General features: G+C 69.3%; 22 protein-coding genes. 13 read left to right on the top strand and 9 right to left on the bottom strand.

Going from position 1 to position 23771, the window contains the following annotated elements:
- Positions 1-35 precede the first annotated feature (35 nt).
- Positions 36-641: a TetR/AcrR family transcriptional regulator gene (locus B7K24_RS10550; protein WP_084130299.1), complete on the top strand. Its 606-nt coding sequence runs from the start codon at positions 36-38 to the stop codon at positions 639-641.
- Here the strand turns inward: B7K24_RS10550 and B7K24_RS10545 are convergent.
- The 4 genes from B7K24_RS10545 to B7K24_RS10530 all read right to left on the bottom strand — a co-directional run bounded on the left by B7K24_RS10545 (position 619) and on the right by B7K24_RS10530 (position 4681).
- Positions 619-1215, bottom strand: coding sequence for a GNAT family N-acetyltransferase (locus B7K24_RS10545; RefSeq protein ID WP_084130298.1), 597 nt, complete (start codon positions 1213-1215; stop codon positions 619-621). The genes B7K24_RS10550 and B7K24_RS10545 overlap by 23 nt on opposite strands.
- Before the next feature lie 103 nt (positions 1216-1318).
- Positions 1319-2533, bottom strand: a complete 1215-nt coding sequence (locus tag B7K24_RS10540; RefSeq protein ID WP_234986679.1) for an MFS transporter — start codon at positions 2531-2533, stop codon at positions 1319-1321.
- Positions 2530-2955 (bottom strand): MarR family winged helix-turn-helix transcriptional regulator, encoded by a 426-nt coding sequence (locus tag B7K24_RS10535; protein ID WP_159449224.1) that lies wholly within the window; start codon positions 2953-2955, stop codon positions 2530-2532. Before B7K24_RS10535 ends, B7K24_RS10540 begins: the two co-directional genes overlap by 4 nt.
- Positions 2956-3079: 124 nt before the next feature.
- Entirely contained in the window at positions 3080-4681 is a 1602-nt protein-coding gene (locus B7K24_RS10530) for a xylulokinase (protein WP_084130296.1), read from the bottom strand.
- Positions 4682-4960: 279 nt separating this feature from the next.
- Between B7K24_RS10530 and B7K24_RS10525 the strand changes: the two genes are divergently transcribed.
- Both B7K24_RS10525 and tig read left to right on the top strand, forming a co-directional pair.
- The gene (locus B7K24_RS10525; protein ID WP_234986684.1) at positions 4961-6586 is read left to right on the top strand and encodes an Ig domain-containing protein; all 1626 of its coding nucleotides are present in this window, start codon (positions 4961-4963) and stop codon (positions 6584-6586) included.
- A gap of 177 nt (positions 6587-6763) precedes the next feature.
- Positions 6764-8074 carry a trigger factor gene (gene tig, locus B7K24_RS10520; protein ID WP_084130294.1) on the top strand — a complete coding sequence of 437 codons (1311 nt, stop codon included), beginning with the start codon at positions 6764-6766 and terminating at the stop codon, positions 8072-8074.
- A gap of 141 nt (positions 8075-8215) precedes the next feature.
- On the opposite strand, the gene B7K24_RS10515 is transcribed toward tig, so the two are convergent.
- Positions 8216-8710 (bottom strand): DUF4190 domain-containing protein, encoded by a 495-nt coding sequence (locus B7K24_RS10515; RefSeq protein ID WP_084130293.1) that lies wholly within the window; start codon positions 8708-8710, stop codon positions 8216-8218.
- A gap of 252 nt (positions 8711-8962) precedes the next feature.
- Here B7K24_RS10515 and B7K24_RS10510 point away from each other — a divergent pair, with 252 nt between their 5' ends.
- From B7K24_RS10510 to clpX, 3 genes are all read left to right on the top strand, one after another.
- The gene (locus tag B7K24_RS10510) at positions 8963-9541 is read left to right on the top strand and encodes an ATP-dependent Clp protease proteolytic subunit (protein ID WP_144268269.1); all 579 of its coding nucleotides are present in this window, start codon (positions 8963-8965) and stop codon (positions 9539-9541) included.
- On the top strand, positions 9538-10260 hold the full coding sequence (locus B7K24_RS10505; protein WP_084130291.1) for an ATP-dependent Clp protease proteolytic subunit: 723 nt from the start codon (positions 9538-9540) through the stop codon (positions 10258-10260). The genes B7K24_RS10510 and B7K24_RS10505 overlap by 4 nt, the downstream gene beginning before the upstream one ends.
- Positions 10261-10550: 290 nt before the next feature.
- Positions 10551-11810 carry an ATP-dependent Clp protease ATP-binding subunit ClpX gene (gene clpX, locus B7K24_RS10500; protein WP_084130290.1) on the top strand — a complete coding sequence of 420 codons (1260 nt, stop codon included), beginning with the start codon at positions 10551-10553 and terminating at the stop codon, positions 11808-11810.
- Between the two features lie 105 nt (positions 11811-11915).
- Here clpX and B7K24_RS13475 read toward each other — a convergent pair whose 3' ends face one another.
- The gene (locus tag B7K24_RS13475; protein WP_159449223.1) at positions 11916-12425 is read right to left on the bottom strand and encodes an endonuclease domain-containing protein; all 510 of its coding nucleotides are present in this window, start codon (positions 12423-12425) and stop codon (positions 11916-11918) included.
- A gap of 596 nt (positions 12426-13021) precedes the next feature.
- Positions 13022-15844, bottom strand: a complete 2823-nt coding sequence (gene valS, locus B7K24_RS10490) for a valine--tRNA ligase (RefSeq protein ID WP_084130288.1) — start codon at positions 15842-15844, stop codon at positions 13022-13024.
- Between the two features lie 163 nt (positions 15845-16007).
- On the opposite strand from valS, the gene B7K24_RS10485 reads away from it, so the two are divergent.
- From B7K24_RS10485 to B7K24_RS10475, 3 genes are all read left to right on the top strand, one after another.
- Positions 16008-16424, top strand: coding sequence for a carboxymuconolactone decarboxylase family protein (locus B7K24_RS10485; protein ID WP_159449222.1), 417 nt, complete (start codon positions 16008-16010; stop codon positions 16422-16424).
- Between the two features lie 75 nt (positions 16425-16499).
- Complete coding sequence (locus B7K24_RS10480) at positions 16500-17312, top strand: CPBP family intramembrane glutamic endopeptidase (RefSeq protein ID WP_084130286.1); 813 nt, start codon at positions 16500-16502, stop codon at positions 17310-17312.
- 58 nt (positions 17313-17370) lie between these two features.
- Positions 17371-17754 carry a phage holin family protein gene (locus tag B7K24_RS10475; protein WP_084130285.1) on the top strand — a complete coding sequence of 128 codons (384 nt, stop codon included), beginning with the start codon at positions 17371-17373 and terminating at the stop codon, positions 17752-17754.
- A gap of 77 nt (positions 17755-17831) precedes the next feature.
- On the opposite strand, the gene B7K24_RS10470 is transcribed toward B7K24_RS10475, so the two are convergent.
- Positions 17832-18242 (bottom strand): hypothetical protein, encoded by a 411-nt coding sequence (locus B7K24_RS10470; RefSeq protein ID WP_084130284.1) that lies wholly within the window; start codon positions 18240-18242, stop codon positions 17832-17834.
- Positions 18243-18277: 35 nt separating this feature from the next.
- Positions 18278-19912, bottom strand: coding sequence for a YbaL family putative K(+) efflux transporter (ybaL, locus tag B7K24_RS10465; RefSeq protein WP_084130283.1), 1635 nt, complete (start codon positions 19910-19912; stop codon positions 18278-18280).
- A gap of 122 nt (positions 19913-20034) precedes the next feature.
- Between ybaL and B7K24_RS10460 the strand changes: the two genes are divergently transcribed.
- From B7K24_RS10460 to B7K24_RS10445, 4 genes are read left to right on the top strand one after another with little or no spacing between them, the layout of a single operon-like run.
- Positions 20035-20691 carry a heme oxygenase (biliverdin-producing) gene (locus tag B7K24_RS10460; RefSeq protein ID WP_084130282.1) on the top strand — a complete coding sequence of 219 codons (657 nt, stop codon included), beginning with the start codon at positions 20035-20037 and terminating at the stop codon, positions 20689-20691.
- Between the two features lie 5 nt (positions 20692-20696).
- Entirely contained in the window at positions 20697-21848 is a 1152-nt protein-coding gene (locus B7K24_RS10455) for a hemin ABC transporter substrate-binding protein (protein ID WP_234986677.1), read from the top strand.
- Positions 21848-22939 carry an iron ABC transporter permease gene (locus B7K24_RS10450; protein ID WP_084130281.1) on the top strand — a complete coding sequence of 364 codons (1092 nt, stop codon included), beginning with the start codon at positions 21848-21850 and terminating at the stop codon, positions 22937-22939. The genes B7K24_RS10455 and B7K24_RS10450 overlap by 1 nt, the downstream gene beginning before the upstream one ends.
- A complete protein-coding gene (locus B7K24_RS10445) occupies positions 22936-23715 on the top strand; it encodes a heme ABC transporter ATP-binding protein (RefSeq protein WP_084130280.1) in 780 nt (259 codons plus the stop codon). Before B7K24_RS10450 ends, B7K24_RS10445 begins: the two co-directional genes overlap by 4 nt.
- The last annotated feature ends 56 nt before the right edge of the window (positions 23716-23771 follow it).

Below are 23771 nucleotides of genomic sequence, written 5' to 3'. Positions count from 1 at the left end.
CGGTTCGGATACCATCCTGGCCTCAGGGAGGGCAGATGCCACGGATCGTCGATCACGCTGCACGCCGCGCGGTGGTGCATGAGGCGCTCTGGCGCGTCATCGGCCGGGTGGGACTCGAGCATGCCTCGACCAGGGAGATTGCCCGCGAGGCGGGGCTTTCCCTCGGCGCGCTCAATCATTACTTCGCAAACAAGGACGAGATGCTGATCTCGGCCCACGAACTGGGCTTTGGGCGCGCTCGCGACAGGATCCTCGCCACCGGGCGCGGCAAGCGAGGCGTGGCGGCGCTGCGCCACGCGCTGTTCGAGTCACTACCCCTGGACGAGGAGCGCCTGCTCGAGGCACATGTCGACGTGTCTTTCTGTGCCCACGCGGTGACGAATCCGCGCCTGGCTGAGGCGCGGCGGGAGTCCCACGTGGAACTGCGACGCCTGCTCTATGGCGTGCTGGCCGAGGCGCGCGAGGACGGAGAGCTGCGCGACGGCCTGCGCGATTCCGACGTCGTCGACGACTGGGTGACACTCGTGGACGGTGCCTCGGTCCAGGCCCTCATGGAAGGCCCCAGCGACGATCTGCGCCGGCGTCAGGAGCGCCAGGCGGAGCACTTCCTCGCGCGGCTCAGGCGAACTCCAGGCGCATGACGCGTCGCCTGGTGCTCGGGGAACTGACCTCCGTCATGCCTGCCGCCTCGAATGCCGACACCGGCCCGACATACAACTCTCCCCAGGTCAGCGTTTCTCCGGGCTGGGTGACGTACGGGTAGCCCTCGACCGCTGCCGCGCCATGCTCGCGGGCGAACTCGACGGCGGCCGTCGCGAGCGCGGCGGTAAGTCCGCGGCCCCGGAAGTCCGTCCTCACGGTGAAGCAGGTGATGGCCCACACCGACGGGTCATCCTTGTCCTCGGCGCGGCCCAGCCATGGGGTTCGGGCCGTCCGGAGGCGGACGTAGGCGGTTCGCGGCTCCACGGCCACCCAGCCCGCGGGGGCATCGTCGATATAGGCGATGAGGCCCGTAGTGGCGGAGCCGGGGGTGCCGGGGCACGTCCGCTCGCGCATGCGCTCGGCGCGCTCCGTGGGCGTCGTCGATTTCCATGTGGCGCGGTCCATGGTGAAGTACTGGCACGAGCACTGACGGGAGTCGCGCTCGTCGTCCCACACGGTCCTGAGGTCTTGCCACGGTGCGGTGTTCGCGGGGACGATGCGCGGGTCGGTCATCGTTTCAGCATGCCACCGCGGGTGGCGTGAGTGACGGAACGGCCGCCTCTCAGCGCGGCGAGCCGGGCCAGGTCCAGGTCGGGCCCGGCGTCGTGGGCCGGACTTAGGCGACCTCGCCGGCTGTGATGGCCTGGGCCTCCTCGGCCGCGTCTTCGTGTGCAGTGGACGCGCGGGCGAGGAGCCCGCGGCCGCTCCACACGAGCGTGGCGCCCAGCGCCACCGAGATGGCGGCGACCACATAGGGCGTCCACGCGGTGAAGTGCTCGGCCAGGACGGTCGCGAGTGGCGGGGCGGCGGCACCTCCCAGGAACCGCACGCCCGAGTAGGACGACGAGGCCACCGAGCGCGGCAGGTCGGTCGCCTCCATGACCGATTCGGTGAACACGGTGTTGAGCACCCCGAGCAGCGCGCCGCCCGCGACGACTCCGACGACGAGCGCGGCGGGGGAGGTGACCGCGAACGCGCAGGCCGCGAGGTCGAGCGCGAGCAGCGTCAGCACCGCCGGTAGCACCGCGGTGCGCGGGAAGCGGCGGGTGAGCGCGGGCGCCACCCACACGCTCGTCACGGCGAGCGCGATGCCCCACCCGAAGAAGGTCCACCCCAGTCCCATCGCCGAGAACCCCAGCGGGAACGGGGTGTAGGCGAGCAGGGTGAAGAAGCCGATGTTGTACAGCAGCGCCGTGACGGCGAGCAGCAGGATCTGCGGGCGCGCGAGGGCCTTAAAGGGCGCGCTCAGCGGCACCCGCACGCGCGGCGTGGGGTCGGCGCGCAGCAGCACCGCGATGGTGATGAACGCGACGGCCATGAGGGCCGCGGTGCCGAAGAACGGCCCGCGCCAGCTGACCGACCCGAGCAGTCCGCCGAGCAGCGGGCCGATGGCGATGCCGAGCCCCAGCGCGGCCTCGTACAGGATGATCGCGCTCTCGGCGCCGCCTGCGGCGGCGCCGATGATGGTCGCCAGCGCCGTCGAGATGAAGAGGGCATTGCCCAGCCCCCACCCGGCCCTGAGGCCGATGATCTGGTCGACATTGCCGGCTGCCCCCGCGAGTGCGGCGAAGACCACGACGAGGGCGAGGCCCAAGAGCAGCGTGCGGCGCGCACCGATGCGCCCCGACACCCAGCTGGTGAAGAACATTGCGATGCCGGTGACGACCAAATACGACGTGAAGAGCATCTCCGCCTCGGTGGGCGACGCCTCGAGGCTGTCGGAGATGGCCGGGAGGATGGGGTCGACCAGGCCGATGCCCATGAAGGCCACGACGGACGCGAAGGCGACGGCCCACACGGCCTTGGGTTGGCGCAGCAGGGACGAGTTCACGAGAGTTCCTTATCGAGCGAGGACAGCAGGGACACGGTGGCCGCGAGGTGCGACCAGTCCTCGTCAGTGAGGGACGCGAAGTAGGGGCTGAGGGCACCGCCGATTTCGGCGCGCCAGTCGGCGATCGCGGTCACACCCTCGTCGGTGAGGGTGAGGACGGCCGCGCGGGCGTCGGTCGGATCGGAGCCCTTCGCGACGAGGCCCTGCTCGACGAGGTGGGTGGCGAGCTGGGTGAGCGCTGGCTGGCTCACGCGCACGGCCGAGGCGAGGGCGCCCACTCGCTGGGGACCTTCCGTCTCGAGGATGGCGAGAAGGCGCCAGGCCGATGCCGGGGTCGCGTTTCCTGTCGCCTGCGCGGCCAGTCGCGTGAGGCGCTGCGTCTGGGAGACCAGGTCGACGATGAGTTGTCGGCGATTATCCATAAGCCGACTATATAACTTGTGAATGTAAATGGCGAACGCCGTGCGTGGGCGAGCTGTCATGGCCGGACGCCACGAGGCCGCCGCACCCCGGGGGATGCGGCGGCCTCGCCGGGGACTCTAAGTGCTAGTGGATCGCCCCGGTGGCGGCGCGCTCGATGGCGAGTCCGGCCTCGTAGGTCTCGAGCCACGCCTCGTAGCCCGCCACGTCGGCGGGGTTCGGTTCGGCGACGGTGAGGTCGGCGTCGGCGAAGACCTTCGCGGCGAGGTAGGCGTCGAGGCTCTGGCCTGCGCCCGCACGCACGTGCTCGGCGAGCACCGCGATGCCCCAGGCACCGCCCTCGGAGGCGGTGTCGCCCACGGTGACCGGAGCGTCGATCGCCGCAGCCAGCAGGCCCTGCGCCACGCCGGCGGTGCGGAACATGCCGCCGTGCGCGAACATCGAGTCGAGCTTCACGCCCTCGCCGTGGAGCACCCTCATGCCCAGGCTCAGCGTGCCGAAGGCCGCGTAAAGCTGCGTGCGGACGAAGTTGGCCAGCGTCAGGCGGCTGCCGGGGGTGCGGACGACGAGCGGGCGCCCCTCCTCGAGCCCAGTGATGGGCTCGCCCGAAAGGTAGTTGTAGGCCAGCAGGCCGCCACCGTCGGCCTCGCCCTCGAGCGCGGCGGCAAACAGCGCGCCGAAGACGGCGTTCGAGTCCCCGTCGTGGCCCAGCGCCTTGGCGAACTCGCCGAAGACCCCGGCCCAGGTGCCGAGTTCGGAGGCACCGTTGTTGCAGTGCACCATCGCCACCAGGTCACCGGCGGGCGTGGTGACGATGTCGAGCTCCTCGTGGACGGACTCGAGTGGCTTCTCGAGCACCACCATCGCGAAGATGGACGTGCCGGCGGAGATGTTGCCCGTGCGCGGCGCGACGGCGTTCGTGGCGACCATGCCGGTGCCGGCGTCACCCTCGGCGGGGGCCAGGGGAGCGCCGGGCTGGAGCGTACCGGTGGGGTCGAGCAGCGCCGCGCCCTCGGCGGTGAGGCGGCCCGCCTCCTGGCCGGCGACCAGCACGCGCGGCAACAGTCCCGCGACGTCGATCCCGGGGTGGCGGGCGTCCACCAGGCCCTGGAAGCGGGCCAGCATGGCCGCGTCGTAGTCGTGCGTCGCGGGGTCGATGGGGAACATGCCCGAGGCGTCGCCGACGCCGAGCACCTTCTCGCCCGTGAGCTTCCAGTGCACGTAGCCGGCCAGGGTCGTGACGAAGGAAAGGTCCTTCACGTGCGGCTCATCGTCAAGGATGGCCTGGTAGAGGTGCGAGGCGGACCAGCGCAGCGGGAAGTTGAACCCGAGCTCCTCCGTCAGGCGGGCGGCGGCGGCGCCGGTGTTGGTGTTGCGCCAGGTGCGGAACGGCACCAGTAGCTCGCCGGCCTCATTGAATGCGAGGTAGCCGTGCATCATCGCGGAGAAGCCCAGCGCCCCCACCGAGTCGAGCGCGACGCCGAGGCGCTCGCGGACGTCCGCGATCAGCGCCGCGACAGCGCCCTGCAGGCCCGCCCAGACGGCCTCCTCGGAGTAGGTCCACAGGCGGTCGACAAACTGGTTCTCCCACGCGTGCGAGCCGGTGGCGAGCACCTCGTGATCGGGGCCGATGAGGCAGGCCTTGATGTTGGTCGATCCGAGCTCGATACCGAGCGAGGTGTGTCCTGCGGCGATGGCCGCGGCGGCGTCATTGGTCTGCTCCGTCACCGGTGCTCAACTCCCTTGTCGTCATTGCTGGTGGTGTGCGCCCGCGCCCATGCGGTCGCCACGATGTGAACGTTCACCAGCAGTGTAGGGGCGACGGCCGCGCGCCGCGCGCGACCAACGGCCCACGCGTGCGCGCGGCTCGCGCCCGCACCCTTGCGCGCTCCCGGGGACAGGGGGCCGGAGGCGAGTCCTGAGGAAGTTCTGAGGTGGGCCTGAGCATTGCGTGCGCGTCCTCGCCTCGCGGTCACGACGCTCCTACAGTCGAGGGTCGTGACCTTCATGAGCCGCACCCTGAGTCCCTTGACCGCCATCGCTGCCGCGACCGCTGCAATGGTCGCGCTCGCGCCTGCGGCGAGCGCCGCCTCGCTCGGCGTCGACGACGTCCCCGATAACGCTCCCCTCGAGATCGACGACGGGTCCACGACGCGCTCGTTTGGAGTCGCGACGGCAGGGGTGGTGACACATGCTTCGATCACGCTCGACTTCCAGAAGACCGACGACCCCTGCCTGCCTCCGGACGATGGCGAGCCTTATTTCCAAGAAATCAAGGCCGTGCTGGAGTCGCCAGCGGGCACGTCGGTGGTGCTCATCGACGATGACCGCGGCGCGCCGAGTTACGGCGATGTCGATGTGCCGGGCGAGCGCGTTCAGGTGACGCTCGACGATGAGGCGAGCGCTGCTGTCGGCTCGACAGATTCCGGGATCCCGGTCAGCGGCACGTTCCGACCCGCCGAGCCGCTCGCGGCCTTCGACGGCGAGCAGGCGGCCGGTACCTGGCTGCTCACGCTTTCTGACACGTCCGGCTCCGACCCGTTGTGTTACTACGGTGCGACGCTTGACCTCGACATTCTTGAGCCGCCGCGGTTGGCGCTCGACGAGCTTCCCGATGCGGTGGTCGGCCAGCCGTATGAGGCGACGCTCTCGCCCGATCCCGATCGCGGTCCCGCGACCGACTTCTCGCTGGCGGGCGGCACTCTTCCGCGTGGCCTCGAGCTCGATAGCGCGACCGGCACCATCACGGGCACGCCGACGTCCGACGCCGTCGACGCCACTGTCGATGTCGTCGTGACGGGGCCCGGCGGCGTGTCCGAGGCCCAGCCGGTCACCATTGCGGTCATCGCCGCGCCCTCACTCAGCGGGCCGGCCACGGCCGTGGCGACTGCGGGTCAGGCTTTCGCGTACACGCCCGACTTCGAGCCGGGCGACCCGGCGGCGGACGTCTCGATTGGCGCGGGCATGCTCCCCGATGGGCTCGTCCTCGACCCGGCCACGGGGGCGATCTCCGGCACGCCGACCACGGCAGGCGAAGCGGCGTTCACCCTTGAGGCGTCCAATGATGTGGGCTCGAGCACGCTCGATGTCACCGTGTCCGTCGCGCCCGGGGCGGTGGCCGCTCTCGAACTGGACGCCGAGGCGACCACCGTTGACCAAGGTGCATCGCTCACCTTCGCTCCCCGCGCTACCGACGCCTTCGGCAACGTCGTAGCGCTTGACCCGGGCGACGTGGTGCTGAGCTCCGATGTCGCGTCGGACGTCGTTGATGGGCTCACCGTGACCTTCCCTCACGCCTCGCCGCACACCGTCACGGCGACACACGCGGAGTCGGGGAGCACCGCCGCCGTCGTCATCGAGGTTCAGGCCGCGGGACCCGGCGGCGTGTCCGGGGTCGACGAGCCGGCACAGACGGGCACCGGTGACGTGTCAGGGGTCGACGAGCCGGCACAGACGGGCACCGGTGACGTGTCAGGGGTCGACGAGCCGGCACAGACCGGCACGGGTGACGTGTCAGGGGCTGAGCAACTGGCGCAGACGGGCCCGGGTGCCGACACGGTCGGGTGGGCGAGCCTCGCGGTCGCGCTCATGGGAATCGGCGCGGGACTCGTCACCTCCCGGCTCCGGCAGTAGGGCGGTCGCGCGCGGGGTCTCGGCGAGCGAGACGAGGCCCCGCAGGCTCACGCATCGGCCATCAGCGAAACCGATTGGGCACACGCCCCATACCGCACTACACTCGTGGGGTTGCCTATCTGTGCGGGAATCCCGCATGACGGCCGCAGGCCAAAACCTCAATTCAGGAGCACATCAGTGACCAGCGCCCTCGAGAAGATCGACGCCACGACCGTCAAGCTGACGGTTACCCTCACCGAGGAGGACCTCAAGCCCTCCATGGACCACGCTTACGCCCACATCGGCGAAGAGGTCCAGATTCCCGGTTTCCGCAAGGGCAAGGTGCCGCCGCGCATCCTCGAAACCCGCGTGGGCAAGGGCGCCATCATCGAGCACGCTGTCAACGACGGCCTGCCCGGCTGGTACTCCGAGGCCGTCGAGGAGCAGGGCATCCGCCCCTTCGGCCAGCCCGAGGTTGAGGTCGTGAAGATCCCCGGCTCGGAGGAGGGTTTCGAGGGTCTCGAGTTCACCGCCGAGGTGGAGATCCGCCCCGAGGTCGAGCTGCCCGCCGCCGAGTCGCTGACCCTCGAGGTCGACCCCATCGAGGTCACCGATGAGGACGTTCAGGAGCGCCTGGACAACCTGCGTGAGCGTTTCGGCTCGCTCAAGACCGTTGACCGCCCCGTGAAGGACGGCGACTTCACCACGATCGACCTGGCCGCCAAGCTGGGCGACGAAGAGATCGACAACGTTCAGGGCACCTCGTACCAGGTGGGCAACGGCAACATGCTCGAGGGCATGGACGACGCCCTCATCGGCCTGTCCGCCGACGAGGAGACCACCTTCGAGGCGCCGCTCGCCGCCGGCGACCACGCCGGTGAGAAGGCGCAGATCACCGTCAAGGTGACCGCCGTCAAGGAGCGCGAGCTTCCCGAGGTGGACGACGACTTCGCTCAGCTCGCCTCGGAGTTCGACACGGTCGACGAGCTCAAGGAGGACCTGAAGGCTCAGGTCACCAAGATCAAGACCAACAACCAGGCCGTCCAGGCCCGCGAGAAGCTCATCGACGCCCTCAAGGACGCGACCGACTTCGAGCTTCCCAAGAAGGTCATCGAGAACGAGGTGCACTCGCACCTCGAGAACGAGAACCGCCTTGAGGACGACACCCACCGCGCCGAGGTCACCGAGGAGGCGCACAACGCCCTGCGCGCGCAGATCCTCCTCGACCAGCTCGCCGAGGACCTCGACATCGAGGTCCAGCAGAACGAGCTCCTCGACTACCTGCTGAACCAGTCCCGCCAGTACGGCATGGACCCCAACACGTTCATCCAGCAGGTCGAGCAGGCCGGCCAGATCCCCGCGATCGTCGCCGAGGTCGCGCGCTCGAAGGCCACCGCCTTCGCGCTGCGCCGCACCACCGTGAAGGACACCGCGGGCAACGCCGTGGACCTGTCCCCGGTGATCGGCTCGGTCGAGGACGAGAAGACCGAGGAGGAGGCCGCCGAGTAAGGCGCCCCACCCGCGACGAAGGCCCCGTCTCCCATGAGGGAGGCGGGGCCTTCGCGTTGCTCCGGCCGCTGATGGCGGGCGGCCGATGCGGTGGTGGCCTTGGCAACGGAGGAACGGCCGATGCCAGGGCCGGGAGGGCGGTCAGGCGGGGATGCCGGTGACCGCCGTCCACGCGTTGGTGGCGGAGCTGTCGGTGCACCACTCGGCGGGGTTGTCGCCCGTGCACTCCTGGACGATTCCGCCGACCGCGGCACCGAAGAACACGAGAGTGGCGATGAGGACGAGGAGGCCCAGCGCGAGGATGACGTACCCCGTGATGAGTCCCGCGAGGCCCAGCGAGCGGTTGTCCGCCTCGCCGCGCTTGGCGGCACTCAGGCCCAGGTGGCCGAAAATGATGCCGGGGATCACGGTGATGCCGGTCACGAGGCCGCCCAGCGACAGGGCCAGCGACGTGATGTTCATCCAGTTCTTCTCGGTGCCCGGACGCGGCCCTGGCGTGTAGCCGGGCTGGGCGTATTGCGGCTGGCCATACTGCGGAGCGGCGTATTGGGGCGCCGCGTAGTGCTGCTGCTGCGGCGGCTGCTGGGGCTGCTGCTGCTCCGGTTCGGGCTGTGGTTGCTGCGTGTTGTCGGTCATGACGTCCCCTTATGTCTGATGCGTCTGAAACCGAGCCTAGGGACGGGGGCCGGCCACGGCATCGGCCATAAGGGCGAACCTCACCAAGGGGAATCCCCGACCCCTCTCTCAGGGTGACGACACGTGTTCACCCCGTAGCGAAACCAGGGGTGAAACGGCAATGTCGCGTGGGTGGCGGGCGTTAGGGTCGAGCAAGACGTTCGATCAGGAGGAAACGTGAACGACATCACGGCACGAGCCGACGGTCCCGGGATGGGGCTGAGCGACTCGATCTTCAACCGGTTGCTGCGCGAGCGCATCATCTGGCTCGGTGACGAGGTCCGCGACGACAACGCCAACGCCATCTGCGCGCAGATGATGCTGCTGGCCGCCGAGGACCCCGATAAGGACATTTACCTGTACATCAACTCGCCCGGTGGCTCGATCACCGCGGGCATGGCGATCTACGACACCATGCAGTACATCAAGCCCGACGTCGCGACCGTGGCGATGGGCATGGCCGCGTCGATGGGACAGTTCTTGCTGTCCTCGGGTGCGCAGGGCAAGCGTTTCGCGACGCCCCACGCCCGCGTGATGATGCACCAGCCCTCGGGCGGCATCTACGGCACCACGACGGACATCCGCATCAACGCCGAGCTCATCATGCACATGAAGAAGACGCTCGCGAACCTCACCGCGGAACAGACCGGCAAGACGCCCGAGCAGATCAATAAGGACGCGGACCGCGACCGCTGGTTCACCGCCGAGGAAGCCCTCGAGTACGGCTTCGTCGACAAGGTCATCACGCACGCGGCCGAGGCCGGCGACGCGTCGCAGGGAGGCAAGGCATGAGCGAGATCTACCAGGCCATGCAGGCCGGAGCCCGCACCGCAGGCTTCGGGGGAGCGGCCCCGGCCGGCCCCTCGTCGCGCTACATCCTGCCCTCGTTTGAGGAGCGCACGGCCTACGGCTTCAAGCGTCAGGACCCCTACGCGAAGCTGTTCGAGGACCGCATCATCTTCCTCGGCGTGCAGATCGACGACGCCTCCGCGGATGACGTGATGGCGCAGCTACTCGTGCTCGAGTCCCAGGACCCCGACCGCGACATCACGCTGTACATCAACTCGCCCGGCGGCTCGCAGACCGCGCTCACGGCGATCTACGACACCATGCAGTACATCAAGCCGCAGGTGTCCACCGTGTGCCTGGGCCAGGCGGCCTCGGCGGCGGCGGTGCTGCTCGCGGCGGGTTCGCCCGGCAAGCGCCTCGCGCTGCCCAACGCCCGCGTGATGATCCACCAGCCCCGCATCGAGCAGGGTGCACGTGCGCAGGCCTCGGACATCGAGATCTACGCCGAAGAGATGATCCGCATGCGCGAGTGGCTCGAGTACACGCTCGCCAAGCACACCGGCCAGACTGCGGAGAAGGTGCGCGAGGACATCGAGCGCGACCGCTTCCTGTCGGCCAACGAGTCCCTTGAGTACGGCCTGGTGGACCAGGTGCTCGCGTCCCGCAAGGGCGTCGACACCGTGGCTCCCGAGGACCGCGCTATCGAGAAGGCTCAGGGCTAGTTTCCACGCGTCATCGGGCGGCCGTCTCCCTTCGGGGAGGCGGCCGTCTTGCTGCGCGCCGGGGCCCTCGCCCCGGCTCCGGGTCCAGCGCCGACGACGCGGACCCAACCCCTGCTCGGGCGAGACCGAATACCCGGTGAGGGTCGCATCGGCCCTCCGCCCGGCGCCTGACGGTGCTGTCCGCCGACGGCGTAGGGCGGCGCGTCGCCCGGCACGTGTCAGTGGGCGTGGGTAGCCTGAATGCGTACGGCTTCCGGAGTTGGCCCGGGGGCTCGTGGAGGGAGATCTCGATGACTCGTCCGGCAGACAGCGGTGACCTGCTGAAGTGCTCGTTCTGTGGCAAGACCCAGAAGCAGGTGCGCAAGCTCATCGCAGGACCCGGGGTCTACATTTGCGATGAATGCATCGAGCTGTGCAACGAGATCATTGAGGAGGAGTTCGCCGAGGCCGCGGAGGCCGAACTGACGGACCTCCCCAAGCCCCGCGAGATCTTCGACTTCTTGGGCCAGTACATCATCGGCCAGGACGCCGCCAAGCGTGCGCTGTCGGTCGCGGTGTACAACCACTACAAGCGCGTGCGTGCGGGCGAGACCATCGGCAAGGCCGGCGAGGACCAGGTCGACATCGCGAAGTCCAACGTGCTGTTCATCGGCCCCACGGGAACCGGCAAGACCTACCTCGCGCAGACCCTCGCGCGCATGCTCAATGTGCCGTTCGCCATCGCCGACGCCACCGCCCTGACCGAGGCGGGCTACGTGGGCGAGGACGTCGAGAACATCCTGCTTAAGCTGCTGCAGGCCGCCGACTACGACGTCGACAAGGCCCAGCACGGCATCATCTACATCGACGAGATCGACAAGGTCGCGCGCAAGGCCGAGAACCCCTCGATCACGCGCGACGTCTCCGGTGAGGGCGTGCAGCAGGCGCTGCTGAAGATCCTCGAGGGCGCCCAGGCGTCCGTGCCGCCGCAGGGTGGCCGCAAGCACCCCCACCAGGAGTTCATCCAGATCGACACCACCAACGTGCTGTTCATCCTGGGCGGCGCGTTTGCTGGACTCGAGGAGATCATCTCGTCGCGCGTGGGACGCAAGGGCATCGGCTTCGGCGCGCAGCTGAAGGAGGCCGACAACTCGGACCTCTTCGCGCAGGTCACCCCCGCCGACCTTCACAAGTTTGGCCTGATTCCCGAGTTCATCGGCCGCATGCCGGTGACCGCGACCGTCGCTCCGCTCGACGTCGACGCGATGGTGTCGATCCTCACCGAGCCCAAGAACGCGCTGGTCAAGCAGTACCAGCGCATGTTCGAGATCGACGGCGTGGAGCTCGAGTTTGACCGGGAGGCCGTGGAGGCCATCGCCGAGCAGGCGCTCGAGCGGGGCACCGGCGCGCGTGGCCTGCGCGCCATCATGGAGGAGGTCCTCCAGGAGACCATGTTCGACGTGCCGGGCCGCGAGGACATCGGCCGCGTGGTCGTGACCCGCGACACCGTGATGTCCCGAGTGCTGCCGTCCTACATCTTCCGCGAGGAGCGCCAGGAGGGCGCGGCCTAGGACTGCGGCACCGCGGCCTCCGCCGCCCGCACCCACCTGCGCCGGGCCGCGCCCCATGGGACACTCACCGTCGCTCCCGGAAGATCTGTGTGCGCTATGGGGCACTCAGCGCTGTGACCGCCGCGTGAGCACCTCGCGGACAACCTGGCGGCACCACTGCGGCCGCTCCACGATGTCGCGATAGGTGAGCCGGACCGTTTGAATGCCCATCGCCGCGAGATCGGCATCACGCTGCAGGTCACGGGCGCGTTGGTCGGGCGCCCCGTGCCACGCGGCGCCATCGAGTTCAACGGCGGTCCGGGTCACGGGGTCATACATGTCGAGCCGATACCGGCCGTGTGCGGACCGGATCACGTGCTGACGCATGAAACGCCCGAACTCGCGCGTGTTGAACACGGTGAAGAGGCTCTCTTCCTCCAGCCAACTCTCCGCGCCTTGAAGCGCCGCGTCGATGTGACGAGTGAGCTCTCGTCGTTCACGGACACGGGGCACGGACCCGAGTGCGAGGTCAAGGTCGTCGACGGAGACTCCATCGTGGATGAGGCGGTACACCGCCTCGGTGCGTGCGGTGCGCGGAATGTCGCCGTAGCCTTGCACGAGTGCGAACGCAGGCATCGCGACGCGTAACCGGCCTACCGACCGGGTCTCGACCTCATAACTCAGTCGACGCACCTTCACCCAAGCTGGTCCTCGTGGCCGGTCAGCATGGGGAACGCACACATCGATGTGTGAGCGAGGGAGATCGATGGCGTGCCACAGGTGAAGCGCGCTTGCGCCGCCGAGGTAGGCGCGAGGCCCGGCCCAGGTGAGCGCGGCATCCGCGCGGGCGGCGAAGGAGTCGGAGTGTTCTGCAGCGACGTAGCAGTCGGGTAGCAAGCGAACAATCTCACCGCGCGCGAGCGCTGCCCGCACAGCTCCCTCGGTAGACAGCGCCGTCAACTCGCGGTAGCTGAACGCATGCGGGCGTCGCGAGAGCATCTCGCCGAGTGTTCCCGCGGATTCTGGAAGCGCACGTAGTGGTCGCATGCGACTTTTGTAGACGCCGCCGGTACCTGCGGCCTACGCGTCGAGTCGGTTTGGGGACAGCTCAGGGTGGGCGTGCGCACTGGGGACAACGGTGCCGTGAAACGGCGAGCGCCCCATAGGACACACGGATTCGCTCAGCGCGACGGTGAGTGTCCCATGGGGCGCTGGGAGCGCTGGGGGCGCGGCTACTGAGCCAGGACCGCGTTCTCGGTGCGCATCACGGTCGGGTCGGCGATCTCCTCCGAGGAACCATCCGAGTCGCCGCCGTCGACCGACGCATCCAGCGCCGCGACCGCGTCGACGATCTGCAGCGACTGCACGCGTCCGGCCGCCATCAGGTCGGCGCGGGCCGAGTGGACCGCGGCCACCTTCGACTCGGGCACCAGCAGGTCGACCGAGACCAACTCGGTGCGCTGCGAGACCTTCGCCTCGGACTTGAGCTTGCGCAGCGTCGCGAGGGCCTCGCCGGCGGCGCCCACGAGCGAGGGCGAGGCGTCGCCGGCGGCCAGGCGCAGGGGCTCGGCAGAGGGCCATGCGGCGCGGTGCACAGTGCCGGGACGGAACCACGACCACACCTCCTCCGTTGCGAACGGCAGGAACGGCGCGAACAGGCGCAGGAACGTGTCGAGCGCGATGACCAGCGTCGCACGCGCGGACGCGGCGCCCGGCGAGCACGGCGCGAGCGGGTCGATGTCCTCGCCGGGCGCGGCGCCGTCGTAGGCGCGAGTCTTCACGAGCTCCACGTAGTCGTCGCAGAAGGTCCAGAACAGGGTCTCGGCCTGCTCGAGGGCGCGGGTGTGGTCGTACGAGCCAAACGCCGTCGTGGCGGTGTCCACGACGTCCGCCAGGGCGGCCAGGAGCGCACGGTCGAGGGGCTCGGTGACGAGCGAGCCATCCGCGTCCATCGCCGCGGGGTGGGCGTCGCCCGCCGCACCGCCGGCCACGCCACCGCTGATGACGCCGCCCGTGACGTGGGCGGTCGCGGCGATGCCTTCCTCAAGCGAGGAGTTGGCGGCCGTGGCGATGCCGGTGGCACCCAGCGCGAACTTCGAGGCGTTCAGCACCTTGTTGGCGAGGCGCCGGCCGATCTTCATCTGGCCCTCGTCGAAGGCCGCGTCCGTGCCCAGGCGAGCGGAGGCCGCCCAGTAGCGCACCGCGTCGGAGCCGTGCTGCTCGAGCAGGCCCAGGGGCGTGACCACGTTGCCCTTCGACTTCGACATCTTCTTGCGGTCGGGGTCGAGGATCCAGCCGGAGATCGCGGCGTGCTTCCACGGCAGCGCGCCGTGCTCGAGGTGCGAGCGCACCACGGTGGAGAACAGCCAGGTGCGGATGATGTCCTGGCCCTGGGGGCGCAGGTCCATGGGGAACGTCTTCGCGAACAGCGCCGGGTTATCGCGCCAGCCGCACACGATCTGGGGCGTGAGCGAGGACGTCGCCCACGTGTCCATGATGTCCTTCTCGCCGGTGAAGCCGCCGGGCACGTCACGCTGGTCCTCGGTGAACCCCGGCGCCACATCGGCCGACGGGTCCACGGGCAGCGAGTCCTCGGACGGGAGGATGGGGGAGTCCCAGACGATCTCGCCCTCGGCATCCAGCGGGTACCACACGGGGATCGGCACGCCGAAGAAGCGCTGACGCGAGATCAGCCAGTCGCCGGTGAGGCCATTGACCCAGTTCTCGTAGCGCTTGCCCATGTGCGAGGGGACAAACGAGAGCTCCTCGCCGCGGCCGAGCAGCGCGGTGCGCAGCTGAGCGTCGCGGCCGCCGTTGGCGATGTACCACTGGCGCGACGTGACGATCTCGAGCGGCTTGTCGCCCTTTTCGAAGAACTTCACGGGGTGCTGGATGGGCTTGGGGTCGCCGTCCATGAGGTCCGCCTCGCGCAGCATCTCCACGATGCGCTTCTGGGCGGAGAAGACGGTCATGCCGGCGATCTCGGCGTAGGCGGCCTGCGCGGCCTCGGACTCGAGACCCGCGGGCGCTTCGGGGAGCACGCGGCCGTCGCGGCCCAGGATCGAGCGCATCGGCAGGTTCAGCTCGCGCCACCAGATCACGTCGGTGACGTCGCCGAAGGTACAGATCATCGCGATGCCGGAGCCCTTGTCGGGCTGCGCGAGGCGGTGGGGCACCACGGGCACCTCGACGCCGAACAGGGGCGTGCGCACGTGCTTGCCGAACAGCCCTTGATATCGAGAATCGTCGGGGTGCGCCACGAGCGCCACACAAGCGGCGAGCAGTTCGGGACGGGTGGTCTCGATCCACACGGACTCGAAGGAACCGGTGGCCTCCTCCATGTCACCGGCGGGCTCGAAGGCCAGGCGGTGATAGGCGCCGGGACGCTCGCGGTCCTCGAGCTCGGCCTGCGCGACAGCGGTGCGGAAGGTCACGTCCCACAGCGTGGGGGCCTCCGCCTGGTACGCCTCGCCTCGCTTGAGCGAGCGCAGGAATGCCTGCTGGGCGACGGCCTGCGAGGACGGCGAGATGGTCTGGTAGGTGCGCGACCAGTCGACGGACAGGCCCAGGCGGCGCCACAGGTGCTCGAACTGCTGCTCGTCCTCCTCGGTGAGGCGCTCACACAGTTCGATGAAGTTGCGACGCGAGATCGGCTGCTGGTCGGCGGCTTTAACAGACTTGCCCTCGCCGCCCTCGAACGGGGGCACAAACCCGGGCTCGTAGGGAAGCGTGGGGTCGCAGCGTACGCCGAAGTAGTTCTGCACGCGGCGCTCGGTGGGCAGTCCGTTGTCGTCCCAGCCCATGGGGTAGAAGACCTCACGCCCGCTCATGCGCTGGAAGCGTGCGACGACGTCGGTGTGCGTGTAGGAGAACACGTGGCCCACGTGCAGGGAGCCGGAGACGGTGGGCGGCGGGGTGTCGATCGAGTACACCTGCGCGCGCTCGGCCGACTCGTCGAAACGGTAGGTTCCGTCGGTTTCCCAGGACGCGTTCCAGCGGTCCTCGAGTCCGTCGACGGTGGCCTTCTCCGGGATACGCGCAGTCATGCTGGCCATTCTTCCAGAACAGACGCGTCCCACCCCAATCCGTGGGGTTGACTGAGGTAGTGGGGGCTCGCGCTCGCGGGCCCCCGTCTCACGCTGATCGGTGCCGTCCGCGAGCATGGGCTCGCCGCGCGGCGAAAGATACCGGACACATTCGCTTGCTACCGTCGCTGGGGTGAGTGAGGCGAGGATTCGTCCCGAGTTCATGAAGGCGCTCGAGGACTTCGACGCACAGGTAGGCACGGAGCTGAAGCCGCGCCTGCGCGACATGCTCCGCCTGCGCGTCAGCCACCTCAACGGATGCGCGTTCTCCATCCGCCTGCACTCGGAGGCGCTCACCGCCCTCGGCGTACGCCCCGAGGTCATCTCCGCGCTCGCGCGCCCGGTCCACGCCATGCGTGACGGGCTTGTGAGCGAGGGGGATGCGGCGGCGCTGCGCCTCGCCGAGGTCCTCACGGACGCCCCGCGCAGCCTCGAGGCGAGCGCCCGTGAGGCCGCCGCGCCCTACTTCACCCGGGTGCAACTGGGGGCGATCATCGAGACCGTCGCGCTGACCCACGCGTGGAACAGGGTCATGCGCGGCGTCGAGTGATACCCGGCGGTCTGCCCGCACGAGCGTTAGCGTGAGGTACGCGGGCACAGTGCTCGCGAGACTCGAGGGAGCGCCATGACCACACCGCCTCCAAGCGACGTTCGCGTCAAGCCCACGGTCGGGATCGCCCTCGCCGTCTTCCTCGGGTACGCCGCCATCATGTTCGTGATGTGGACGGTCAACGACGTCGACTATGGAAGCGTCCAGGACTCCACCGAGCAGGCCGTCGACGGCATCGTCGTTCCTGTGGCGGTCGGCTCTGTGTTCCTCATCATTGCCACCACCGCGCTGGGCTGGTGGCGCCCGGCGATCAGTGAAGGCCGGCGCAACGCTCCTCGGTGGATGCTGTTAGCGCCAGTGCTCTTCGGACTGGGTGGGCTAGCCACGGTGCTCGGCTCGGACTTCGGGGCGATCGCGACCAACCAGATCGTGGCCATCATCGCGGGTGTCGCACTGGTCGGCTTCGCCGAGGAGTTGGTGTGCCGCGGTGTGCTCGTGGTGGGCGCACGTGGCCGCGGCGGCGAGATCTTCGTATGGTTCTTTACCTGCCTGATGTTCGGGTTCCTGCACGCGATCAACGCCTTCTTTGGCCAGAGTGTCGCCCAGACCGGGCTTCAAATCGTCATGGCATTCCTGTTCGGATCGATCTTCTACGTCTCGCGCCGTGTGACGGGGACGATCGTGCTGGGCATGATGATTCACGCGCTTTGGGACGCGGGCTCGCTGCTGTCCGATGCCACCGACAGCGCCGATGCCGTGGGGCCGTCAATCGGTGGCGTGCTCGGCCCGATAGGGATGATCCTCGCGGTCGCCGCGCTGTTCACGATCTTTAAGTACGAGCGTGACGGCACAAGGGTGCTGAAAGCGAACACTTCGCAAACCGAATAGCCACCGTGTTGCGGTCTTTCTGATGCGAAAGAGCGCTGGTAGGAGTAGTTTCAGCCCCATGGTGAGATTCCTGTGGAACGTCCTGACCAGCCTCCTTGCGGCGGTCATCGGTCTCTGGGTCGCGGACGCGGTCGTCGACGGCTTCGACACTCAGCTCAGCGGCTTCATCACCGCCGTCGTGATCTTCGTGGTCGCGCAGGCCGTGCTGTCGCCCTTCATCCTGAAGATGGCGCACAAGTACGCCAAGGCGCTGCAGGGTGGTGTGGCGCTGATCTCGACCATCGTCGCCCTGTTCCTCACCACGCTGTTCAGCGACGGCCTCACCATCGACGGCGTGACCGCTTGGTTGCTGGGTGCGCTCATCGTGTGGCTCGCCTCGGCGCTGGCCGGCTGGATCCTGCTGACCTTCATCATCAAGGAGCGCGCGGGCGACCGCGACTAGCCCCCATCACCACGATGCCCTCGGCCGTCGCCGGGGGCATCGTCGTTTTTCCGGCCGATGCGGCGGCCGGCTGCCGCTCAGTCCAGGTTGTCGAGCATCCGTGTGAGGACTGCGACGGCCCGGGTGTAGTCCGCGTCGCCAACACCCGCGACGGCCCGCTCGTGGAGCGCGTCGATCTCGGCGTGGAGGTCGTCGTAGGCCGCGCGGCCCTCGTCGGTGACGAGGCAGATGCCGTCGTCCTCGTGTGCCCAGCCGCCGTTGGCGAGCCCGGTCCACGTGTGGGTGAGGGACGCCGCCGACGGGGCACCGGGCATCCGCGCCTCGAGCGCGTCCCACGGCAAGGGTCCGTCCGCCCTCACCAGCAATCCGAGCATCACGAACTCGTCCATGGTGGTCGAGTGGTCGGCCAGCACGCTGCGGAAGGCCGCGCTCAGCGCCTGGTCGACCATCTTTGCCAAGGCATCGATCCGGGTAGCCGCGTCGCTCATGCTCGCCACCCTACGCCGGGGCGTGACGCCTCGCCCTAGGAGGCTTCCTCGGGCTCGGTGAGCACGTCCGTGGCCATCAGATCCGCGACCTCGTGCACGCCCACGATGACGCGGTCCGCGCCCATCTCCGTCAGGTACGCCACGTCGGTGTCGTTCTGGCCGCGGGCGACCACGCGCACGGCGGGAGCCAGGCGCTTAATCTTGGCCGTGATGGCGCCCGCATTCAGCGGGTCGGGGATGGCGATGACCACGGTCGTGGCGACGTCGAGGCCGGCCGCGCGCAGCACCTTGGAGCGCACGGCGGAGCCCAGGATCGCCTCGCGGCCGTCCTCGCGCAGCGCCGTCACCTTGTTCTCGTCGTCGTCGATCACGACGGTGGGCACATCGGCCTGCCACAGGGCCATCGCGGTGCGCGTGCCGACCCGCCCGAAGCCCACCAGGATCACGTGTTCGGAGCCCTCGTAGGTGACCACGGCATCGGACGCCTGATCCTCGTCGGTGCCGTCGCGGTACCAGCGGCTCGCCCACGCGAACAGTAGGGGGTTGAGAATGATCGAGAGGATCGCGGCGCCCAGCACCAGGTCCTGCGCATCCTGCGACAGGATCTCCAGGTCGCCGCCGAGCGTGACGAGGATGAAGGAGAACTCACCGATCTGCGCGAGGGCCGCCGCGACCACCAGCGACATGCGCCGCGAATACCTGAGCGCGCGCACCAGCGCGTAGGCAACCGCGGACTTGCCGACCACGATGACCAGGGTTGTCACCAGCAGCGCGAGCGGCGCCTCGATCACGACGTGCCAGTCGACCAGCATCCCGACGGAGACGAAGAACAGCACGGAGAACGTGTCGCGCAGCGGCAGGGAGTCCTCGGCGGCGCGGTGGGAGAGGTCGGACTCGCGCATGATCATGCCCGCGAAGAACGCGCCGAGCGCGAAGGACACCTCGAACAGGTAGGCCGCGCCCACCGCGACTCCCATGGCGATTGCCAGAATCGACAGCGTGAAGAGTTCGCGCGAGCCCGTGTCGGCGACCTTGGCCAGCGCCCAGGGGATGACGCGCTTGCCGACCACCAGCATGAGAGCGACGAAGATGCCGACCCTCACGATGGTCCACGCGAGCTCGCCCGCGATGGCGCCGGGGCCGCCGTCGCCGGCCGCGAGGACCGGGATGACCACGAGCGCGATGACCATGGCGAGGTCCTCGACGATGAGCCAGCCCACCGCGATGTGACCCGCGCGGGTGTCGAGCAGCTGCTTGTCCTCGAGCCCGCGCAGCATGACCACGGTCGAGGCAACCGAGAGGGCGAGGCCGAACAGCAGCGACGCGCCCAGCGACCAATCCAGCCACAGCCCCACACCGGTGCCGAGCGCGGTCGCGACGGTCATCTGCAAGATGGCGCCGGGAAGCGCGACCTTCTTGACCGCGAGGAGATCCTTGATGGAGAAGTGCAGTCCCACGCCGAACATCAGCAGGATGACGCCGATCTCGGACAGTTCGTAGGCGACGTCGGTGTCGCCCACAAAGCCGGGAGTGAAGGGGCCGATCAGCAAGCCGGCCGCGAGGTAGCCGACGATGGGGGACAGGCGCAGCTTCTGCGCGAGGAATCCCAACGCGAAGGCGAACACGAGGCCCACCGCCATGGTCGTAAGCAAAGGCGCGTGGTGCAACATCCGGACATTCTACTTGGGGAAATGTGTCGAACAGATGGCCGATGCTGTGACGGGACCTGTGCGCCACGTTCCAGTCGAGAAATTGTGTGACACATCCCTTGCGTAATTGGTAGGGTCCTCGCATGACCATCGCTGAGGACGCCCCGGGCCTGGCCGCGCGATTGCGCGACGCGACCGCCGTGGAGCACAAGGACACCGAGAATCGCTCGTTCATCACGCGGCTGATGGGAGGCGAGCTTGACCTCGCGGCCTACACCCGTTATCTCGCGCAGTACGCCTACGTGTATCGGGCGCTCGAGGCTCGCGCGCCCCAGCCGGGCGACCCCGCGTTCCTCGCCGACCCGGCCCTGCCGCGTTTTGCGTCGATCGATTCCGACCTCGCTCACCTGGGCGCCGCCGACTGGGAAAGCGCGCACCCCGCGCATCCCGCCACTCAGGCCTATGTGGACCACCTTCTCGCGATTGCGCCGGAGGACGTGGCGCGCTACCTCGCGCACCACTACACGCGCTACCTGGGCGATCTTTCGGGTGGCCAGGCCATCGCCGCGCTCGTAGGCCGCCACTACGGCGCCACCGCGGACCAGCTCGCGTTCTACCGCTTCGAGGCGATCGACTCGCCCGTGCGCTACAAGCGTGCGTATCGCGAGCAGCTCGACGGTTTGCGCTTCACCCCCGAGCAGGAGCGAGCGCTCGTGGCCGAGGCCAAGGGCGCGTTCCACTTCAACGCCGCGATTTTCGAGGCGCTGGGCGAGGCCGAGCCCGCGCCCGTGGCGTCCTGACTGTGATGCGTCGCGGCGCCTGGGAGGCCGCCGCGACGGTGAGCGTTGCCCTGGCGCTGAGCGCGTGCGTGCCGCTGACGCCCCAGGCCGAGTCGTCGTCGCAGGCGGCGGCAACTGCGCCATCGGCGGTGGTGGACCCCAGTGGTGAGCCGTCCGCTGAGCCCGCCACGGCATCGGCCATACCGTTGGCCGAACTCGACCTGCTTGCCGACCCACATGCCTACGAGGGGCCCTCGACGGCCACGATGGCCGATGCGGCCGTCGAGGTCCTCGATCCCGCACCCCTTCCGACGTTGCCCGTGGCCGTGACCTCGCACACGCGTGGCGGCGACGTCGAGGTGCACGTCGCCGACACCTCCCGCGTGGTGGCGTTCGACATGTCCGGCTCGATTGCGGCGACGCTGTGGGCTCTGGGCCAGGGCGGCTCGCTCGTGGGTCGTGACGTGGCTGCGGAGTTTCCCGGGACCGAGGACATTCCGGTTGTGACGGGGTCGTCGCACACCATCAACCCTGAGGCGGTGCTCGAACTGGAGCCGTCGGTCGTCATCACCGACGGGTCCATCGGTCCCACCGATGCCGTCGAGCAGATCGCTGACGCGGGAGTGCCGGTGGTCCATGTCGAGAACGAGGCTTCGTTCGACGGCGCCGGTGAGTTGGCGCGCCAGGTCGCGGCGGCGCTCGGCGTGGCCTCTGCCGGCGAGGACCTCGCCGCGCAGATCGCGCGGGACGTCGCCGCGACCCGCGCGGAGATCGCCGCCCTCGCACCCGAGCAGGGGCTGCGGGTCATGATGCTGTACCTGCGCGGCGCCTCGGGCATCTACTACATGTTCGGCGACGAGTCGGGTGCGGATGACCTGGTCGCGGGCCTTGCGGGCGTAGATGTCGCCGCCGAGATCGGCCTGGACGGCATGAAGCCGCTGACCGATGAGGCGATGCTGGCGGCCGACCCCGAGGTGATCTTGGTGATGAGCCACGGCCTCGACTCGGTGGGTGGCGTTGACGGGTTGCTCGAAGCCAAGCCCGCGATCGCCTTGACGGCCGCCGGACAGCACCGCCGCATCGTCGACATGGCCGACAGCCAGTTGCTCGCCTTCGGGCCGCGATCGGCCGCGATCCTCGACGCTCTCGCGCGCGCCGTGTACGCGCCGGAGTCCTGATGGCCGATGCAGTGGTAACGCCCGTCGGGGCGCCCGGACTGGCCCCCGCGTCGCGGCCGCGGCTGCGTGCCGCCGCGCTGTTCGTCGCGCTCGCGGTCCTGCTCGCGGTGGGCGTCATTGCATCCGCCGGGGTGGGTCAGCTCACCGTGTCGGTCACCGAGGTGATCGGCGCGCTGCTGCGCGGGATCGGCATCGACACCGCGTGGGCACCCTCGTCCAAGATCACCTACGAGGCGCTGTGGCAGATCCGGTTCCCGCGCGTCGCGATGAGCCTGCTCGTGGGAGCGGCGCTCGCGGTCGCCGGCGCCGTGATGCAGGCGGTCTTCGGCAATCCGCTCGCTGAACCCGGCGTGGTAGGTGTGTCCTCCGGTGCGGCCCTGGGTGCCGCGCTGGGCATCGTCTCCGGGGGCGTGCTCGCCGGGGTGGTGGGCACGGCGTCGATGGCGTTCATCGGCGGAGTGGGCGCCACGCTGATGGTCTACGTCATGGCGCGCGCAGGTGGCCGCACCGAGGTGGTGACGTTACTGCTGACTGGCATCGCCGTCAACGCCTTCGCGGGAGCCGGCCTGGCGCTCGTGATCTTCGTGGGCGACTCCGCCGCGCGTGAGCAGATCGTGTTCTGGCAGTTGGGTTCGCTCAATGGCTCGCGGTGGAACGAGGTGGCGGTGGTCGCGGTGTTTGCCGTGGCGGCCTCGACCATCGCGTTGGCGCTCGCTCGCCGCTACGACCTGCTGGCGCTGGGGGAGCGCACCGCAGGCCACCTGGGTCTGCGCGTGGAGCGCCTCAGGATCGTCTCGATCGTCCTGGTCGCGGTGCTCACCGGGGCCGCCGTCGCGTTCGCTGGGATCATCTCGTTCGTGGGGCTCGTGGTTCCTCACGCGATCCGCATGGTCTTAGGACCCGCGCACCGTCTGCTCCTGACCGGGTCGCTCTTGGGCGGCGCCGTGCTGCTGGTGTGGGCCGACTTGTTCGCTCGCACCGCCGTCACGGGCGCCGAGCTTCCCATCGGGCTCCTCACCTCCCTCATCGGCGGACCGTTCTTCTTCTACCTCTTGCGACGCGCGCGTGCGCGCCAAGGAGGGTGGGCATGACCGGCGCCCTCTCGCTGGCCTATCACGCCGAGAGCGTGGGCGTGCGCATCGGCCCCGCGACCTTGGTCGAGGACGTCTCGATCGACGTCGCGCACGGTGAACTCGTGGCCCTGGTGGGCCCCAACGGGGCGGGGAAGTCCACGCTGCTGAGCGTGCTCGCCGGCGACCGTTCGCCCTCGTCGGGCACCGTCGCGTTCGACGATCGCGACGTGCGCGACTGGACCCCGGGCGACCTCGCGCGGCGTCGGGCGGTGCTCGCGCAGGACAACCAGGTGGCGTTCCCCTTCCGCGTGTGGGAGGTCGTCGAGATGGGCCGGGCCCCCTGGCAGGGGCTCTCCGAGGCCGACGGCGACGAGGAGGCGATCGCCCAGGCCCTCGCCACGTGCGACGTCGCACACCTCACCGAGCGGACCTTTACGTCACTCTCGGGGGGCGAGCGTGCCCGAGTGTCCCTCGCGCGCGTGCTCGCGCAGCGCACCCGCGCGGTGCTGCTCGACGAGCCCACCGCGGCCCTGGACCTGAAGCACCAGGAGGACGTGCTGCGCGTGGCCCGCTCACTCGCGCACGACGGTGTCGCGGTCGCGGTGGTGCTCCACGACCTCTCGCTCGCGGCCGCCTACGCCGACCGCATCGCCGTGATGGAGCGCGGCCGCATCGCCGCGCTCGGGTCTCCCGCCGACGTGCTCACGCCCGCGCTCATCGAACGGGTCTATGGCCTCCCGGTGCATGTGCTCGACGGCCCCGACGGCACGCCGCTGGTCCTTCCGCGCCGCTAGCGGTCCAGCCCGCTCGTGGCGCACGTGGGGACATGTGCGGCTCGGGAGCCTCATGG

Origin of the sequence: Demequina sp. NBRC 110055, assembly GCF_002090135.1 — a bacterium.
GTDB lineage: Bacteria > Actinomycetota > Actinomycetes > Actinomycetales > Demequinaceae > Demequina.
Note: the sequence above shows the minus strand (reverse complement) of the source record. Positions and strands in the feature narration are given on the sequence as shown.

Bases quoted from the DNA above. Each gene is read 5' to 3' on its own strand.
- B7K24_RS10550 (WP_084130299.1), top strand. From the start codon at position 36: ATGCCACGGATCGTCGATCACGCTGCACGCCGCGCGGTGGTGCATGAG.
- B7K24_RS10545 (WP_084130298.1), bottom strand. From the start codon at position 1,215: ATGACCGACCCGCGCATCGTCCCCGCGAACACCGCACCGTGGCAAGAC.
- B7K24_RS10535 (WP_159449224.1), bottom strand. From the start codon at position 2,955: ATGGATAATCGCCGACAACTCATCGTCGACCTGGTCTCCCAGACGCAG.
- B7K24_RS10525 (WP_234986684.1), top strand. From the start codon at position 4,961: ATGAGCCGCACCCTGAGTCCCTTGACCGCCATCGCTGCCGCGACCGCT.
- B7K24_RS10515 (WP_084130293.1), bottom strand. From the start codon at position 8,710: ATGACCGACAACACGCAGCAACCACAGCCCGAACCGGAGCAGCAGCAG.
- B7K24_RS10510 (WP_144268269.1), top strand. From the start codon at position 8,963: ATGGGGCTGAGCGACTCGATCTTCAACCGGTTGCTGCGCGAGCGCATC.
- B7K24_RS10505 (WP_084130291.1), top strand. From the start codon at position 9,538: ATGAGCGAGATCTACCAGGCCATGCAGGCCGGAGCCCGCACCGCAGGC.
- clpX (WP_084130290.1), top strand. From the start codon at position 10,551: ATGACTCGTCCGGCAGACAGCGGTGACCTGCTGAAGTGCTCGTTCTGT.
- B7K24_RS13475 (WP_159449223.1), bottom strand. From the start codon at position 12,425: ATGCCTGCGTTCGCACTCGTGCAAGGCTACGGCGACATTCCGCGCACC.
- valS (WP_084130288.1), bottom strand. From the start codon at position 15,844: ATGGCCAGCATGACTGCGCGTATCCCGGAGAAGGCCACCGTCGACGGA.
- B7K24_RS10480 (WP_084130286.1), top strand. From the start codon at position 16,500: ATGACCACACCGCCTCCAAGCGACGTTCGCGTCAAGCCCACGGTCGGG.
- B7K24_RS10475 (WP_084130285.1), top strand. From the start codon at position 17,371: ATGGTGAGATTCCTGTGGAACGTCCTGACCAGCCTCCTTGCGGCGGTC.
- B7K24_RS10470 (WP_084130284.1), bottom strand. From the start codon at position 18,242: ATGAGCGACGCGGCTACCCGGATCGATGCCTTGGCAAAGATGGTCGAC.
- ybaL (WP_084130283.1), bottom strand. From the start codon at position 19,912: ATGTTGCACCACGCGCCTTTGCTTACGACCATGGCGGTGGGCCTCGTG.
- B7K24_RS10460 (WP_084130282.1), top strand. From the start codon at position 20,035: ATGACCATCGCTGAGGACGCCCCGGGCCTGGCCGCGCGATTGCGCGAC.
- B7K24_RS10455 (WP_234986677.1), top strand. From the start codon at position 20,697: ATGCGTCGCGGCGCCTGGGAGGCCGCCGCGACGGTGAGCGTTGCCCTG.
- B7K24_RS10450 (WP_084130281.1), top strand. From the start codon at position 21,848: ATGGCCGATGCAGTGGTAACGCCCGTCGGGGCGCCCGGACTGGCCCCC.
- B7K24_RS10445 (WP_084130280.1), top strand. From the start codon at position 22,936: ATGACCGGCGCCCTCTCGCTGGCCTATCACGCCGAGAGCGTGGGCGTG.